At 69.9% G+C, this 16,527-nt stretch carries 12 protein-coding genes; 2 read left to right on the top strand and 10 right to left on the bottom strand.

Annotation, left to right across the window (positions count from 1 at the left end; all coding sequences use genetic code 11):
* Positions 1–271: 271 nt before the first annotated feature.
* The 4 genes from A3862_RS12570 to A3862_RS12555 form a co-directional block, all read right to left on the bottom strand.
* Positions 272–1,957 carry a B12-binding domain-containing radical SAM protein gene (locus A3862_RS12570; protein WP_043348316.1) on the bottom strand — a complete coding sequence of 562 codons (1,686 nt, stop codon included), beginning with the start codon at positions 1,955–1,957 and terminating at the stop codon, positions 272–274.
* 243 nt (positions 1,958–2,200) lie between these two features.
* Positions 2,201–3,007: an SDR family NAD(P)-dependent oxidoreductase gene (locus tag A3862_RS12565; RefSeq protein WP_043348313.1), complete on the bottom strand. Its 807-nt coding sequence runs from the start codon at positions 3,005–3,007 to the stop codon at positions 2,201–2,203.
* 32 nt (positions 3,008–3,039) lie between these two features.
* On the bottom strand, positions 3,040–3,819 hold the full coding sequence (locus A3862_RS12560) for an enoyl-CoA hydratase-related protein (RefSeq protein ID WP_043348311.1): 780 nt from the start codon (positions 3,817–3,819) through the stop codon (positions 3,040–3,042).
* A gap of 10 nt (positions 3,820–3,829) precedes the next feature.
* Complete coding sequence (locus tag A3862_RS12555; protein WP_043759110.1) at positions 3,830–5,569, bottom strand: acyl-CoA dehydrogenase; 1,740 nt, start codon at positions 5,567–5,569, stop codon at positions 3,830–3,832.
* A gap of 137 nt (positions 5,570–5,706) precedes the next feature.
* Here A3862_RS12555 and A3862_RS12550 point away from each other — a divergent pair, with 137 nt between their 5' ends.
* Positions 5,707–6,705, top strand: coding sequence for an L-threonylcarbamoyladenylate synthase (locus tag A3862_RS12550; RefSeq protein WP_043761423.1), 999 nt, complete (start codon positions 5,707–5,709; stop codon positions 6,703–6,705).
* A gap of 133 nt (positions 6,706–6,838) precedes the next feature.
* Here the strand turns inward: A3862_RS12550 and wrbA are convergent, their stop codons facing one another.
* Positions 6,839–7,441, bottom strand: coding sequence for an NAD(P)H:quinone oxidoreductase (wrbA, locus tag A3862_RS12545; protein WP_043759111.1), 603 nt, complete (start codon positions 7,439–7,441; stop codon positions 6,839–6,841).
* Between the two features lie 131 nt (positions 7,442–7,572).
* Between wrbA and A3862_RS12540 the strand changes: the two genes are divergently transcribed.
* Positions 7,573–8,445, top strand: coding sequence for a LysR family transcriptional regulator (locus tag A3862_RS12540; protein ID WP_111473622.1), 873 nt, complete (start codon positions 7,573–7,575; stop codon positions 8,443–8,445).
* Between the two features lie 6 nt (positions 8,446–8,451).
* Here A3862_RS12540 and greA read toward each other — a convergent pair whose 3' ends face one another.
* The 5 genes from greA to rpoC all read right to left on the bottom strand — a co-directional run bounded on the left by greA (position 8,452) and on the right by rpoC (position 16,463).
* The gene (gene greA, locus A3862_RS12535) at positions 8,452–8,925 is read right to left on the bottom strand and encodes a transcription elongation factor GreA (RefSeq protein WP_043759113.1); all 474 of its coding nucleotides are present in this window, start codon (positions 8,923–8,925) and stop codon (positions 8,452–8,454) included.
* Positions 8,926–9,022: 97 nt separating this feature from the next.
* On the bottom strand, positions 9,023–10,027 hold the full coding sequence (acuI, locus tag A3862_RS12530; protein ID WP_043348299.1) for an acrylyl-CoA reductase (NADPH): 1,005 nt from the start codon (positions 10,025–10,027) through the stop codon (positions 9,023–9,025).
* 66 nt (positions 10,028–10,093) lie between these two features.
* Complete coding sequence (locus A3862_RS12525; protein WP_043348296.1) at positions 10,094–10,678, bottom strand: hypothetical protein; 585 nt, start codon at positions 10,676–10,678, stop codon at positions 10,094–10,096.
* Positions 10,679–10,890: 212 nt separating this feature from the next.
* The gene (locus tag A3862_RS12520; RefSeq protein WP_043761425.1) at positions 10,891–11,988 is read right to left on the bottom strand and encodes a cell wall hydrolase; all 1,098 of its coding nucleotides are present in this window, start codon (positions 11,986–11,988) and stop codon (positions 10,891–10,893) included.
* A gap of 266 nt (positions 11,989–12,254) precedes the next feature.
* Entirely contained in the window at positions 12,255–16,463 is a 4,209-nt protein-coding gene (rpoC, locus tag A3862_RS12515; RefSeq protein WP_043761427.1) for a DNA-directed RNA polymerase subunit beta', read from the bottom strand.
* Positions 16,464–16,527: the final 64 nt, after the last annotated feature.

Here is a 16,527-nt window from a genome sequence, read left to right as displayed (position 1 = left end):
CCTGAAAGGGCCGGGCCGTCCCGGACTTGTGCCCCGTTAACCGGAGGGAGGACGTGGCCTCGCGCGGGATCAGCTAAGGTTTACGGGGGACGGCGGCAAGGGCGCCGCACGGGCCCGATCCACGGACCTTATCCTGAGGTGACCGCGCAGCGGGCCTGGAAGGCGGCCTCCCGGAAGCGCGCCGCCCGGTGGCGGTCTTCTTCGAGACCAAAGCTGCGCTCCGGCACCTCGGGACGAGGGCGCGGGTCGGATGACCCGAACCGACGCCCCGTCACGCCACCGCAGCCAGGTGCTTCACCTCGGCCCGCGCCACAACCTTACCCACGGGCGGCGCCTTGCAGGTCTCAGCCTCGGGGGCCAGGACCGGCGGCTGCACCCAGCGGCCGGCGTCGAGGTCCGCGATCCGGCTGTTGATCTCGCGGATGACGTAGCGCGAGAACGGGTAGACGTGCAGGTAGATCACCATGTTGGTGACCACCGCCTCCAGGGCGGCCGGATTGCGCCGGGCGGTCTCCAGGAACACGCTCCAGAAGTGCTTGGCGAGCTCGGGACGGCGCACGGTCATCCGCCAGCACACGCGCAGCAGCGAATAGAGATCGTGGGCGATGTGGCGCCAGTTCAGCTTCTGAGCGGCGAATTTCGGCCGCTTCACCTGCCGCGCGACCACCCGGACCCGGTCGAAGAAGTTCGGCGGGTCGTAGATCTCCTGGAGGACGTCGCGGTAATCGGCCAGCACGTCGCGCTGCGGGCGCAGGGTCACGAAGTTGATGCCCTGCGTGCACTGGTCGCCCTGGTCGGCCGTGGTCGCCGCGTAGTTCTCGTAGAGGCGGCCCTCCTTGCGCAGGCGGCGCGAGAGCTGCGTGTTCGGCAGCGCGAAGAGCAGGCCGACCATGGCGATCGGGATGCCGGTCTGGCTGATGCACAGCGACATCGCCTTGCTGATGCTGTCCTTCTCGGTGTCGAAGCCGACGATGAAGCCGGCCGTGACGAACATGCCGTGCTCGTAGAGCTTGTGCACGCTGTCGGCGATCGAACGCTTGGTGTTCTGCTTCTTCTGCGTCTGGATCAGCGTCGCCTCGTCGGGCGTCTCGATCCCGGTGAACAGGGCGAAGAAGTTCGCGTCCCGCATCATCCCGAGCAGCTCGTCGTCGTCCGCGAGGTTCAGCGAGGCCTCGGTGGAGAACTTGAACGGGTAGCCGTGATCCTCCTGCCACTTGATCAGGTGCGGCAGGAACAGCTTGATGGCCTTCTTGTTGCCGATCAGGTTGTCGTCGACGAAATCGACATGGCCGCGGTAGCCGAGGCCGTAGAGCCGGTCGAGCTCCGCCAGCATCTGCGGCGTGGTCTTGGTCCGCGGGGCGCGGCCGTAGAGCTCGATGATGTCGCAGAACTCGCAGGTGAACGGGCAGCCGCGGGAGAACTGGACGCCGATGTAGAGGTAGTGGCTGAAGGTCAGCAGGTCGAAGCGCGGGATCGGGCTCGTGGTGACGTCGGCCTTGAACTTCTCGGCCGTGAGCCGGCCGCGGCGCTCGCCGGCCTCCCAGGCGGCCACGAACTTGTCGAGGATGCCCTCGGCCTCGCCCAGCACCAGGAAGTCGGCCTTGTCGTAGACCTCGGGCGTCGAGGTCGGCGCGGGGCCGCCCACGCAGACCGGGGTGCCGAGCGCCACGCAGCGGTCGATGACCACGAGGCAATCCGGCTCCTGGGGGAGCATGCCGCCGGTCATCACGAGGTCGGCGGCGCGGATCTGCTCGTCGGTCAGCTCCTCGCAATTGCGGTTGACGAGCGACACCTGCCAGGCCGGCGGCAGCATCGCGGCCAGCGTGATGAGGCCGAGCGGCGGCGCGGGCGCGCGGGCGCCCTGCAGCTCCATGGCCTCTTTGAAGTTCCACATGGAGTTTTCGTAGAACTTCGGGAACACCATCAGCACGCGCGGGGCCGTGTTCGCTTCCGACATGCCAGTTTCCCTCGTCCACACATACCCGGCCCCGCCGGCTCCAGACGGAACCGGGTGCAGGATCGCCCCCTGACCTGCGGGTCAATTAAGGCCGTTTTTCGCTCCCGCAGCAATCGGCACCGCCAATCCCGACAGGACGCCGGACCGAACGCCGAAAATCGCCCCGCCGGGGAGCGTTGAGGCTCGTTTGGCCCGTCCGTCGGGAGCGTGCGCCGGTTCCACGACACGCCCGACAAGGCCCCGTCACGGCCCGACCCGGAACCGCTCCGGCTGCGTCCCGTCGGCGTCCGTGAAGCCGTAGATCCGGGCGAGGTCGCCGGCATGCAGCACCGCACCGGCCCGGGCGGCGATATCCGGATCTGCCGCCAGCGCCGCCAGCGCCCGGCCGGCATAGAGCGGGCTCTCGGTGGCGTGCACCTCCTGGCCGAGATCGCGCGCCCGCTCGGTGGCGACGAAGCCCGGTGAGAGGCCGAGGGCGGTGACGCCGTGGGGCGCGAGTTCGCGGGCGAAGGCCAGGGTCAGCCGGTTGGTGGCGGCCTTGGCGGAATCATAGAACACGTCACCGAGGTAATCCTCGGTCCCGAAGGAGACGAGCGCCAGCAACCCGGTCCGCGCCGCCACCAGGGCGGGGGCGACCGCGCGGGCGAGCAGCAGGGCCGGCAGTGGCCCGGCTTCGAGCAGCCCGAGATACGGCTCGGCCGAGCGGCGCCAGAACGGCGTGCCCCATCCGGCCCCGTCCGGGTAGCGCTCGCCGTCATAGCCCTCGTTGCCGCTCCACACGCTGCAGGCCACGACGTCGATCCGACCGAACCGGCGCAGGGTCCAGTGGACCAGCGCGTCGGTGGCGCGCTCGGAGCGGTGATCGCAGAGGTAATGGTGACCCCGCCCGCCGGCCGCGTCGACCATGCGGGCGGTGTCCTCGATCGCCTCCGGGCGCATCTCGGTGCGCGGGCCGGTCTCGCTGGAGCGCGCCGTGACGATCACCGTGGCCCCGGCCTCTCCCAGCGCGCGGGCGAGCCCCCGGCCGACGCCCCGCGACGCGCCCGCCACGAGGCAGATCTTCCGGGAGAGGTCGGGCGGGCTCACGCCGAGACGGGCTTGGTGCGGTTGAGGAAGGCGGCGAGCCGCTCCTGGGATTCGGGCGAGCGCAGCTGCGCGTCGAAGGCCTTGGCCTCCGCTTCGAGGGCGGCCTCGACCTGCGCCTGATCACCCCGGATCAGCGCCCGGGTTGCCGCCAGCGCCCCGCGCGGCAGGGCGGCGAGGCGCGCCGCCTGCGCGACCGCCTGCTCCACCAGCATGTCGGCCGGCAGCACCGCGTTGACGAGGCCGAGCGCCTGCGCCTCGTCGGCCTCGAGCGGCCGGGACAGGAGCAGCAGCTCGGTCGCCCGGAGGCGCCCGACCCGCAGGGGCAGCAGGTAGCTCGAGGCCGCCTCCGGCACGAGGCCGAGTTCGACGAAGGGCATGCGCAGCCGCGCCGCCGGGCTCGCATAGACGAGGTCGCAATGCAGGCAGAGCGTCGCGCCGATGCCCACCGCGATCCCGTCGACCGCCGCCACCATCGGGGTTCGGGTGCGGGCGAGCTGGCGGATGAAGGCCAGCGCCGGCGAGGCGCTGAACCCGTCCCCGGCACGATCCCCGGAGGACTGGCCCATGAAGTCGGCGAGGTCGTTGCCGGCGCTGAACATGCCGGGCTGCCCGGCGAAGACCACGGCGCCGATCCGGTCCGAGGCGTCGGCCTCGACCAGAGCTGCACGCATCGCGTCGTACATGGCGCCGGTGAGCGCGTTCTTCTTCTCCGGGCGGTTCAGGGTGATCAGGCGGACGCCGCCCGAGAGGTCGTCGATCGCGACGGGTTCGGCCATAATCCGCTCCTCAAACCGCCAGCGCCAGGGTGGCGTCGTCCGTGAAGGCGCCCCCCGCCACGACGGTCTGCTCCAGGCCGCCGGCCGCGGTGAGCAGGTTCTCGGCGTAGAACCGGGCGAGCGCGATGCGGGCGGCCTGCGCCGGATCGGTCTCGCCGGCCTTCAGGGCGGCGCTGGCGGCGAGCGCGATGCGGGCGAGGCAGGCGCCCCCGAGCGTCAGGCCGAACAGGCGCAGATACGGCGTCGCGCCCGCCAGCGCCGCCTCGGGGCGGTTGGAGCTCAGCGCGGCGAGCTGGTGGCTCGTGGCCCGGTCGAGGCTGCCGATCCCGTCGCGCAGCCGTGCCGCCATGTGGCCGAAGGCGGGATCGCCGGCCTTGAGCAGGCCCTCGGCCGCCCGGCGCATCCAGGCGATCTGCGACCGGGCCGTGGCGCCGCCGTTCAGCGGCAGCTTGCGTGCGGTGAGGTCGATCGCCTGGATGCCGTTGGTGCCCTCGTAGATGCCGAGGATGCGGGCGTCGCGCATGAGCTGCGCCGCCCCGGTCTCCTCGACGAAGCCCATGCCGCCATGGACCTGCACGCCGAGCGAGGTCACCTCGTTGGCGAGGTCCGTCGCGAAGGCCTTCGCCACCGGCGTCAGAAGCGAGGCGCGGTCCAGGGCGGGTTGCCCCTCCGGGCCCTTCGACGCGTCGAGGGCGGCGGCGGTGAGGTAGCAGATGGCGCGTGCCGCGGCCGTGTACGCCTTCATGGTCAGCAGCATCCGCTGCACGTCCGGATGCGCCACGATCGGGCTCGTCGCCTCGTCGGCCCCGATGGCCTTACCCTGGCGCCGCTCTTGCGCGTAGGCGAGCGCCCGCTGGGTCGCGGCCTCGGCCACGCCGACGCCCTGCAGGCCGACGTTGAGCCGCGCCGCGTTCATCATCGTGAACATGCAGGCGAGGCCCTTGTTCTCCTGGCCGATCAGCCAGCCGGTGGCGCCGCCATCGTCGCCGAAGGCCATGGAGCAGGTCGGCGAGGCGTGGATGCCGAGCTTGTGCTCGATGCCGGAGCAGCGCAGGTCGTTGCGGGTCCCGTCCGGCAGCACCTTCGGCACCAGGAACAGGGAGATGCCCCGCGTGCCGGCGGGCGCGTCGGGCAGCCGGGCCAGGACGAGGTGGACGATGTTGTCGGCGAGATCGTGCTCGCCGTAGGTGATGTAGATCTTGGACCCGGTGATCCGGTAGGTGCCGTCGCCCGCAGGTTCGGCCCGGGTGCGCAGCAGGGCGAGGTCGGAGCCCGCCTGCGGCTCGGTCAGGTTCATCGTGGCGGGCCATTCGCCCGAGACCAGCTTCTCGAGATAGCGCGCCTTCAGATCTTCGGAGCCGTGGGCCGCGAGCGCCTCGATGCCGCCCTGGGTCAGGAGCGGGCAGAGGCCGAAGGCGAGGTTGGCGCCGTTCCACATCTCGGTGCAGGCGGCCTCGATCAGCTTCGGCAGGCCCTGGCCGCCATGGTCGGCCTCGGCCGAGAGCCCGTTCCAGCCGCCCTCCGTGAAGGTGCGGTAGGCCTCGCGCCAGCCGGGCGGCGTGGTGACCCGCCCCTCCGCGAAGGGGGTGCCGTGCCGGTCGCCGACCCGGTTGAGCGGCGCGATCACGCCGGCGGCGATCCGCCCGGCCTCGCTCAGGATCGCCTCGGCGTCGTCCGGATCGACGGAATCGAGCCCGGCCACGTGCCGGAGGGTGAAGAGCATCTCGGGGACCGGGGCGCGGTAACTCATACGATCCTCCCGTGTTGCGGCCCGCCCGCTCGTTCGATCCGGGGCGGGTTTGACCGCGCCCGCGCACCGGCGCTAGGGCGGGGCGAGGATAGGCGCGCGGGGCTCGCATCGCCATGACCTCAGAGACGGCTTCCCGCATGAATGATCCCGGGTCAACGGGTCCGACCGCGACCCGCCGGCTTCCTCCCGACGCGGCCGGCATCGCGGAGGCCGCCGCGCTTCTGCGGGCGGGGCGCCTCGTCGCCTTCCCCACCGAGACGGTCTACGGGCTCGGGGCGGACGCGACCGATGCCGCCGCGGTGGCGGGCATTTTCGCCGCCAAGGATCGGCCGCGCTTCAACCCGCTGATCTCGCATCTGGCCGATGCGGACGCGGCCCTGGCGGAGGGGGTCTTCGACGCGCAGGCCCGCCGCCTCGCCACGGCTTTCTGGCCGGGTCCCCTGACCCTGGTCGTCCCGGCCCATCCGGGCACACGGGTCTGCGACCTCGCCCGCGCCGGCCTGCCGAGCCTCGCCCTGCGGGTGCCGGCGCACCCGCTCGCCCAGGCGCTCCTCGCGGAAGTCGGCCGTCCGGTGGCGGCGCCCTCGGCCAACCGCTCCGGGCGCGTGAGCCCGACCCGGGCCGCCCATGTCCTCGACGATCTCGCCGGGCGGATCGCCGCGGTGCTCGACGGTGGCGACACGATGGTGGGCGTCGAGTCGACGGTGGTGGCCTGCCTCGGCGGCGCGCCGCGGCTGCTGCGGCCGGGCGGCATCACGCGGGCGGCGCTCCGGGACGTGCTCGGCCTCGATCCGGCATCTCCGGAGGCGGCCGACGCCGACAGGCCGGCGGGCCCCGGCATGCTCGCCTCGCATTACGCGCCCCGGGCGCGGGTCCGCCTGGATGCGGTGCGGATCGAGCCCGGCGAGGCGGTGCTGCTGTTCGGCGCCGAGCGCCCGGCCGGTCACGAAACCGCGCGGGCCAGCCTCAACCTGAGCCCGTCGGGCGATCCCGCGGAGGCCGCGGCCCGCCTGTTCGGCGCCCTGCGCGACCTCGATGCCTCAGGGGCCGGCACCATCGCGGTGGTGCCGATTCCGGAAGACGGCCTCGGCGAGGCGATCCGCGACCGCCTCGCCCGGGCCGCCGCGCCTCGCTGACGGCGCAGAAATTTTTGCCGGCAGCGGAACAGATGTCGGCCTGATCCGTTTATTGATCACGAAGGCCTTCTCAGCCCCCAATGGCCTTTTTCCTTTCAGGCTCGGAGCAATCCGAGCCTTTTTTCTTGCCTTCTCAGTCTCGGGCCAGCTTGGCGGCAATGCCGGCCACATGGCGACCCTGAAAGCGGGCCCCCTCCAGTTCCACGGCGCTCGGCTGGCGGGATCCGTCACCATCCGCGATCGTGCTGGCTCCGTAGGGCGTTCCGCCCTTGACCGCCTCGACACCGCCCTGGCCCTGGAAGCTGTAGGGCAGGCCGACCACCACCATGCCGTGGTGGAACAGCACCGTGTGGAAGCTCGTCAGCGTCGTCTCCTGGCCGCCATGCTGCGAGGCCGTCGAGGTGAAGACGGAGCCGACCTTGCCGACCAGCGCGCCCTTCATCCAGAGCCCGCCGGTCTGGTCGATGAACTGCTTCATCTGCGACGCCATGTTGCCGTAGCGGGTCGGCGTGCCGAAGATGATGGCGTCGTACTGCGCCAGTTCGTCCACGGTGGCGATCGGGGCCGCCTGATCGAGCTTGAAATGGCCCTGCCGGGCGACCTCCTCCGGGACCAGCTCCGGCACGCGCTTCACGACGACCTCGGCCCCCGTCTCGCGGGCCCCCTCGGCGACCGCGTAGGCCATCTGCTCGACGTGACCGTAGGTCGAGTAGTACAGCACCAGAACCTTGGCCATGGACGGGTCTCTCCTGTGTGTCGGGCGGCCGAATCGTCGGCCAGCGTCGTGCCCCTCCATCGCGCATTTGGCGCCTTGCAAGAATGCCCCACCATGCAAGAGTGATCTTGCGCAGACGCAAGGACCCGGGTGTGGCGCTCGACTGGGACGAGTTTCGGTTCGCAAAGGCCGTGGCCGACCGCGGCGGCCTGACCGCGGCGGCGGCGGATCTCGGCATCAACCACTCGACGGCGTTCCGACGCCTCGCGGCCCTGGAGGCGAAGCTCGATACGCGCCTGTTCGAGCGGCTGCGCACGGGCTACGTGCCGACCCCCGCCGGACAGGCGATGATCGCGGCGGCCGCGCGGATCGAGGCGGACGTGGCGCGGTTCACCCGCGTGGTCGCCGGCCAGGGCGAAACCCCGTCCGGCGAATTGCGGGTGACCGCGCCGGCCGGCTTCGCCGCAGAGCTGCTGATGCCGATGCTCGCGAGCTTCACGGAGCGGTACCCCGACATCCGGATCGAGCTGATCCTCGCCGAGGCGACGCTCAACCTGTCGCGCCGGGATGCCGACGTCGCGATCCGGATCAGCCGCGAGCCGAGCGAGACTCTGGTCGGGCGGCGTCTCGCAGTCACGGCGTGGGGGGTCTACGGCCGGGCCGACCGCGCCTATGGCGACCTCGCCCGGGAGGCGTGGATCAGTCCGGGACCGCTGGTGGCAGGGGGCTCGTTCATGCGCTTCGTGGAGGCGCGGGTGCCGCCCGACCACATCCGCCTCCGGCTCAACGCGGTGATCGGCCTGGAGGCGGCCGTGCAGGCCGGCCTGGGGATCGGTCCGCTCCCCTGCTTCACCGCCGACGTCAATCCGGCACTGCAACGCCTGTCCGGGCCGCATCCGGAGCTGGGGGCGGATCTCTGGATCCTGACGCATCCGGACCTGCGCCACGCGGCACGGGTCCGGGTCTTCATGGAACATATTGCCGAGGCGCTGTTGCCCCTGCGACCGCGCTTCGAAGGCCGCTGAACCGGCTCAGCGGATCTCTGCCACCTCGACCTCATTGCCGTTCACCTCGACCACGTCACCGATCGTCTTGCCGGTGATCGCCCGGGCGAGCGGCGCCACGTAGGAGATCGAACCCTTGTGCGGATCGGCTTCGTCCTCGCCGACGATCCGGAAGGTCTGGCGGGTCTCCTTGCCGGACTCGTCCTCCCGGACCACCGTGACGGTGGAGCCGAACTGAACCGTGTCGCCGGCCTTGGGCTCGACGAGCTGCGCGGTGTTCTTCCGGGCCGCCCAGTAGCGCAGGTCGCGCCCGATGCGGGAATCCTCCGCCTTGTCGGCAGGATCCAGCGAGGCGACTTCCTTCTCAAGGCGGGCGACTTCGGCCTCGATCTGCGCGAGGCCTTCCGGCGTCACGAAATTCGTGTGCGGCGAGATCGGCCGATCCGGCAGATTCTCGAACGCTTCTCCACCCTCGGGCTCTTTGACGAATGCAACGCTCATGAAAACATCAACATGCGATGCACGGCAAAGGTTCCGGGGGCGCGGCGAAATTCCGGTCCAGCCCGATGCCGGGACGGGTTGGCCAAACCCCCGAGGATCAGCGAGGACCGCCCGCCCGATCCACCTCCACCACGATCCGCCCGCGCACCTTCCCGGCCAGGATCTCCGCGCCGAGCCGGCCGACTTCCTCCAGGGGGACACGGCTCGTCATGGCGGCGAGCTTGCCCAGATCGAGATCCCGGGCGAGCCGCGCCCAGGCCTCGCGACGCTTCGGCTGTGGGGTGGTGACGCTGTTGATGCCGAGCAGCGAGACGCCGCGGAGGATGAACGGCGCCACCGAGGTCGGCAGATCCATGCCCTGCGCCAGCCCGCAGGCGGCGACGGCGCCGTCCGCCTTGGTCATGGCCAGCACGTTGGCGAGCGTCGTGGAGCCGACCGCATCGACCCCCGCGGCCCAGCGCTCCTTGCCGAGCGGCTTGCCGGGCTTCGACAACTCGGCCCGGTCGAGGATCTCCGCAGCGCCGAGGCCCTTCAGGTAGTCGGATTCGCCGTCCCGGCCCGTGGAGGCGATGACGTGCCAGCCCGCCCGTGCGAGGAGGGCCACGGCGACCGAGCCGACGCCCCCGGAGGCGCCGGTGACGATGACCGGGCCGTGCTCCGGCGTCACGCCGTGGGCCTCGAGGGCCATGCAGCACAGCATCGCCGTGTAGCCGGCGGTGCCCACCGCCATGGCCTGCTCGGGCGTGAGTCCCTGGGGTAGCGGCACCAGCCAGTCGCCCTTCACCCGGGCGCGCTGGGCGTAGGCGCCGAGATGCGTCTCGCCGACGCCCCAGCCGGTGAGCACCACCGCGTCGCCCGGCTTGTATTCGGGATGGTCCGACGTCTCGACGATCCCCGAGAAATCGATGCCGGGGATCATCGGGAAGCGGCGCACCACCGGCGACGTGCCGGTGAGGGCGAGGCCATCCTTGTAGTTCAGGGTCGAGTGCGTCACCCGCACGGTGACGTCGCCGTCCATCAGGTCGGCGTCGTCGAAGTCCTTGAAGGCGAGGCTCTGGCCGGCCTCGTTCTTCTCGACCACCCAGGCCTTGAACGTCCCCATCGTCACCTCCCGTGTTGCGCGGTGAGGTGTCGCCGGGACGTCCGGAATCAAGCCTTCGCGGCCGGATCAGTACCCCTCGTACCGGCTGCCCGTGTAGAAGCCGAGCCCGACGCCGATATCCGAAGAACTGGCCCCGGTGATGCCGACGGCGTCCGGGATCGAGCCGACCAGCGGGCCACCGTAAGAGGCCGGGCGGTAACCGTAGCCGCCGCCGACCGGCACCCAGCCGGCCCGGGCGGGCGCCACGAGGACCCGGCGGCTGACGCTGGCGTATTCCGGCGGGATCGTCTCGGGGATCGATTGCGCCGGACGGACCAGCACGGTCCGCGTGCGCACGGCGAAGCGCGGCGGCGTGGTGACCCAGCAGCCGATCAACTCACCGCCGGGACCGCGGCTCGTCTGCCAGTAGCGGCCACCCGGCGAGACCATCACGCGCTCGGACACCGTATCGTAGACCGGCGGCGTGGTCCGGTAGACCGTGCGGGGCGGACGGACCAGCACGTTCTCCTGCACGGTGTCGTAGACCGGCGGCGTGACGACGTGGCGGTAGCATTCGGAGCCGTAACAGCCGCCGGCCTGGGCGGGTGCGGCAAGGAGAACGCCGCCGAGGGCGGCGGCCAGGAGAGCGGTGCGAGCGACCGGCGCGGTCATGGAAGTCCTCTGATACGCATTACAACGAGAAGCGGCGCGCAAGCGGCGCTCGTCTCGACGTACCAGAGGCCAGACTCGTTGCCCGGCGCGCAAGCATTATCGGGAACGAAGGTAAAATTAACCCTTGGTTTCGACTGCTTAGTCGTCGCCTACCTAGGTAGCATTGTTCGAATTTTCCACAGTCTCTCTTACGAAGTCAGGCCAGAGCCGCCTCAGGTCTGACCCGCCCGGAGCTGGTAGAAGATGTGCCGGCCGATCACGTCCATCTTGCGCAGGCGGCGCGCCCAGCCCGGACGGACGTAGTCGGCGTGGTAGTGGGTCGCGGCGCCGACCTCGGCGAGGTAGGTCCGGCCCTCGATCACCGAGCGGGCGATGCGGGTCGCCGATTCCCAGGCGCCGGCATCGGTGATGCGCAGGGACTTGCCCTCGCAGGCGAAGGAGAACTGGCAGCCCATGTAGTGGTGCCGGTTCTGGTAGACGACGCCGCAGACGCTCGCCGGGTAGAGGCCGCTCTTCACGCGGTTGAGCACCACCTGGGCGACGGCGGCCTGGCCGGCCTCCGGCTCGCTCCGGGCCTCGAAATAGACCGCCTCGGAGAGGCAGCGCTGCTCCTTGTCGAGGGCGTTCGGGTCGATCAGGTCGGCGTAGCGCCGGCGCGCATCCTCGGGCACCGGCTGGGCGCTGTCCGGGCGCTCCGTGCGGATCGCGAAATCGGGGAGCGCGAGACTCGCCGCGGCGATCTCCACGGGGATCGCGTCCGCGGGCGCCGGCGTGGTGGACGAGAGGGCGATGGCACGGGGCACCGGCGGGGTCGAGCCGTCGAAGCGCTCGGGCCCGCCATCCGCGGTGAGGTCGGCCGTGCCTTCGCCCGTGGAGGCGGCCGTGCCGGCGCCGGTGGTCAGGCCGAGATCGGGCACGGGGACGAAACCGGCCTCCGGCTCGGAATCCGGATCCCAGACCGCAGCCCCCTGCGTCAGCACGCCGGAGACGCTGCCGGTGACGTCGCCGAACACCAGGGCGCCGCCGGGCTCCCGGAGGTTGGCGGCCCGGCGGGCGAAGCTCTCGGCCGGCGGCCGGGTGGGGTTGCCCTTGCCGCCCCGCTGCACCACCGGGAAGACGTGCGCACCGGTCTTGAACACCGTCTGGGGCGGCTCGTCACCGAGGCGGCGCAGGGCGGATCCGATCAGCAGGGTGCCGGGCGGCAGGGGCGGAACGGTCTCGGCATCGATCACCCCGAGCCGGCTCGCCCCGATGGCGTTCTCCGTGCCGGCATCGGCCGTGAACGACACCAGCAGGCCGAGCCCGACCATCCAGGGCGTCATCGCCGCCGAGAGCCAGCGCAGGCTCGATTCCCGTCCTCGTCTCGTGCCCACGACGCCAGACCCGCACTCACGCACCCGAACCGGCCCGATCCTCCCCGTTTCCAGGGTGTTTCTGGGGCCGCTCAGGATTTATCGCGCGGCATGGTTGAGCCTCGGTTAAGTCGGTCGCCGTGCCGGCGTCCCGGTTTGGAGAGCGGCCACGAAAAAGGGCGGCCCGAAGGCCGCCCTTGTCTCTCTCAATCCTGCCTGTCGCCTTATTCGGCGGCGGGCGGAAGCTCCTCGACCGGCATCGCGCCGCTCTCGGTCTGCTTCTGCTGCAGGATCATCGCGTCGCGGCGGCGGGCGATGGAGCGGATATCCGCCACCATCGACCCGGTGCCGGCCGGGATCAGCGATCCGACGATCACGTTCTCCTTCAGGCCTTCCAGGGTGTCGACCTTGCCGTTGACCGCCGCCTCGGTGAGGACGCGGGTGGTCTCCTGGAACGAGGCCGCCGAGATGAACGACTTCGTCTGCAGCGACGCCTTGGTAATACCGAGCAGGACCGGAACGCCCTGGATCGGCTTCTTGCCCTCGGCGAGCAGCTTCTCGTTGAACTCGGTCAGCTCCGTCCGGTCGATCTGGTCGCCCGAGAGGATGTCCGAGTCGCCGCCATCGGTCACCTCGACCTTCTGCAGCATCTGACGGACGATCACCTCGATGTGCTTGTCGTTGATCGACACGCCCTGCAGCCGGTAGACCTCCTGGATCTCGTTGACGAGGTAGGCGGCGAGTTCCTCGACGCCCTTGATCGCCAGGATGTCGTGCGGAGCCGGGTTTCCGTCGACGATGTAGTCGCCGAGCTCCACCACGTCCCCGTCCTGCAGGTGGATGTGCTTGCCCTTCGGGATCAGGTACTCGACCGCCTCCGAGCCGTCATGCGGCGTCAGCGTGAGCCGACGCTTGTTCTTGTAGTCGCGGCCGAACGCGATGGTGCCCGACTTCTCGGCGATGATCGCCGCGTCCTTCGGGCGCCGTGCCTCGAACAGCTCCGCCACCCGCGGCAGACCGCCGGTGATGTCGCGGGTCTTGGCCGAGTCGGTCGAGACGCGGGCCAGGATGTCGCCGGCCTTGACCGTCGCGCCCGGATCGAAGCCGATGATGGCGTCGACCGGCAGGAAGTAGCGGGCGTCCGAGCCGCGCGGCAGCTTGAGCGCCTTGCCCTCCCGATCGACCACGACCATCGCGGGCTTCAGGTCCGAGGTCCGGGCCGAGCCGCGCCAGTCGACGACGACGCGCTTGGCGATGCCGGTCGACTCGTCGGTGGTCTCGGTCATGGACTGGCCGTCGACCAGATCCTCGTAGGCCACGAGGCCGTCGACTTCGGTGAGGATCGGACGGGTGTAGGGATCCCACTCGGCGATCCGCTGCCCGCGCTTGATCTTGTCACCCTCGTCGACCCGGAGCTTGGCGCCGTATTGCAGGCGGTGGACCGCCCGCTCGACGCCGTCCGACCCCACGATCACGACCGCCACGTTGCGGCCGGTGGCGATCAGGTCCCCGTCCGTGTTCTTGGCGACGGCGCGGTTGCGGATCTTGATCGTGCCTTCGAAGCTCGACTCGATGAAGGACGAGTCGGCGATCTGGGCCGCACCACCGATGTGGAAGGTGCGCATCGTGAGCTGCGTGCCCGGCTCGCCGATCGACTGCGCCGCGATGACGCCGACGGCCTCGCCCATGTTGACGGGCGTGCCGCGGGCGAGGTCGCGCCCGTAGCAGGTGGCGCAGACGCCGCTCTTGGTGGCGCAGACCAGCACCGAGCGGATCTTCACCTCCTGGATGCCGGCGGTGTTGATCGCCGGCAGGTGCCGCTCCTCGATGGTCTCGCCGGTCTTGACGATCACCGTGCCGTCCGCGGCCACGAGATCCTCGGCCGTGGCGCGGCCCAGGATGCGGGTGGCCAGCGTCGCCACGACCTGACCGGCATCCACGATGGCGCGCATCTTGATGCCGTTGGTCGTGCCGCAATCCACCTCGCGGATGACTGCATCCTGCGCCACGTCGACGAGACGGCGGGTCAGGTAGCCGGAGTTGGCGGTCTTCAGGGCGGTGTCGGCCAGGCCCTTACGGGCACCGTGCGTGGAGTTGAAGTACTCCAGAACGTCCAGGCCTTCCTTGAAGTTCGAGATGATCGGGGTCTCGATGATCTCGCCCGACGGCTTGGCCATGAGGCCGCGCATCGCCGCGAGCTGCTTCATCTGGGCGGGCGAACCACGGGCGCCGGAGTGGCTCATCATGTAGATCGAGTTGATCTGCTTGTCGGCGCCGTGCTCGTCCTTCTGGACCGCGGAGATGCGGCCCATCATCTCGGCGGCCAGCTTGTCCGAGCACTTGGCCCAGGCATCCACCACCTTGTTGTACTTCTCGCCCTGCGTGATCAGGCCGTCGTTGTACTGCTGCTCGTAATCCTTCACGAGCGCGCGGGTCGTGTCGACGATCGACCACTTGTTCTCCGGCACGACCATGTCGTCCTTGCCGAACGAGATGCCGGCCTTGAACGCGTGGTTGAAGCCGAGCGCCATGATCCGGTCACAGAAGATCACCGACTCCTTCTGACCGCAGTGGCGGTAGACGGTGTCGATCATCGCCGAGATCTCCTTCTTGGTCATCAACTTGTTGACGACCTCGAAGGGCACCTTGGCGTGCTTCGGCAGGGCACCGGACAGGATCACCCGGCCAGGCGTGGTCTCGTAGGTCTTGGTCAGGGGCTGATTGTCCGGGCCGATGCCGGTCCAGCGCCACTTGATCTTGGTGTGCAGCGACACGGCCTTGGCGGCCAGGGCGTGCTCCAGCTCGCCCATGTCGCCGTAGACGCCCTGCATCGGGTTCTTGGCGTTGTCCGCCTTGAACTCGCCCGGCATGCCCTCGGCCACGATCGACAGGTAGTAGAGGCCGAGCACGATGTCCTGCGACGGCACGATGATCGGCTGACCGTTGGCCGGGTGCAGGATGTTGTTGGTCGACATCATGAGGACGCGCGCTTCCAGCTGCGCCTCGAGCGACAGCGGGACGTGCACGGCCATCTGGTCGCCGTCGAAGTCGGCGTTGAACGCGGCGCAGACCAGCGGGTGCAGCTGGATCGCCTTGCCCTCGATCAGCTTCGGCTCGAAGGCCTGGATGCCGAGGCGGTGCAGCGTCGGCGCGCGGTTCAGCATCACCGGGTGCTCGCGGATCACCTCATCGAGGATGTCCCAGACCTCCGGCTTCTCCTTTTCGACCAGCTTCTTGGCCTGCTTGACGGTGGCCGAAAAGCCCTTGGCGTCGAGGCGCGCGTAGATGAACGGCTTGAACAGCTCCAGCGCCATCTTCTTGGGCAGACCGCACTGGTGCAGCTTCAGCTCCGGGCCGACCACGATGACCGAGCGGCCTGAATAATCGACGCGCTTGCCGAGCAGGTTCTGGCGGAACCGGCCCTGCTTGCCCTTCAGCATGTCGGCGAGCGACTTCAGCGGACGCTTGTTGGCGCCCGTGATGACGCGGCCGCGGCGGCCGTTGTCGAACAGGGCGTCGACCGCCTCCTGCAGCATCCGCTTCTCGTTGCGGATGATGATGTCGGGCGCGCGCAGCTCGATCAGCCGCTTCAGGCGGTTGTTGCGGTTGATGACGCGGCGGTACAGGTCGTTGAGGTCGGAGGTCGCGAAGCGGCCGCCGTCCAGCGGGACCAGCGGGCGCAGGTCCGGCGGGATCACCGGGACGACCGTGAGGATCATCCATTCCGGCTTGTTGCCGGACATCTGGAAGGCCTCGATGATCTTGAGCCGCTTCAGGAGCTTCTTGGGCTTCAGCTCCGACGTCGTGACCGCGATCTCCTCGCGCAGATCGTTGGCGATCTTGTCGAGGTCGAGTTCCTGCAGGATGCGCCGGATGGCCTCGGCGCCGATCATGGCGGTGAACGAGTCCTCGCCGTACTCCTCCTGGGCGCGCAGGTACTCCTCCTCCGACAGGAGCTGACGCTCCTTCAGGGGGGTGAGGCCCGGCTCGATGACGCAGTAGGACTCGAAGTACAGGATCCGCTCGAGGTCCTTAAGGGCCATGTCGAGCAGCAGGCCGATGCGCGAGGGCAGCGACTTCAGGAACCAGATATGCGCGACGGGGGCGGCCAGCTCGATATGGCCCATGCGGTCGCGCCGGACGCGCGCGAGGGTGACCTCGACGCCGCACTTCTCACAGATGACGCCCTTGTACTTCATGCGCTTGTACTTGCCGCACAAGCACTCGTAGTCCTTGATCGGCCCGAAGATGCGCGCGCAGAACAGGCCGTCGCGCTCGGGCTTGAAGGTCCGGTAGTTGATGGTCTCGGGCTTCTTGATCTCGCCGTACGACCAGGAGAGGATCTTCTCCGGGGACGAGATCGAGATCTTGATCTGATCGAAGCTGACCGGCGTGGCCTGCTGGTTGAAAAGGTTCATGACCTCTTGGTTCATGATCCGCTCCTTGTTGACGCCGGCAGCCCCGCGCCGGGCCACCGCGTCCTGAAAAAGATCCGGC

The organism is Methylobacterium sp. XJLW (assembly GCF_003254375.1).
GTDB classification, from domain to species: domain Bacteria; phylum Pseudomonadota; class Alphaproteobacteria; order Rhizobiales; family Beijerinckiaceae; genus Methylobacterium; species Methylobacterium fujisawaense.
Note: the sequence above shows the minus strand (reverse complement) of the source record. Positions and strands in the feature narration are given on the sequence as shown.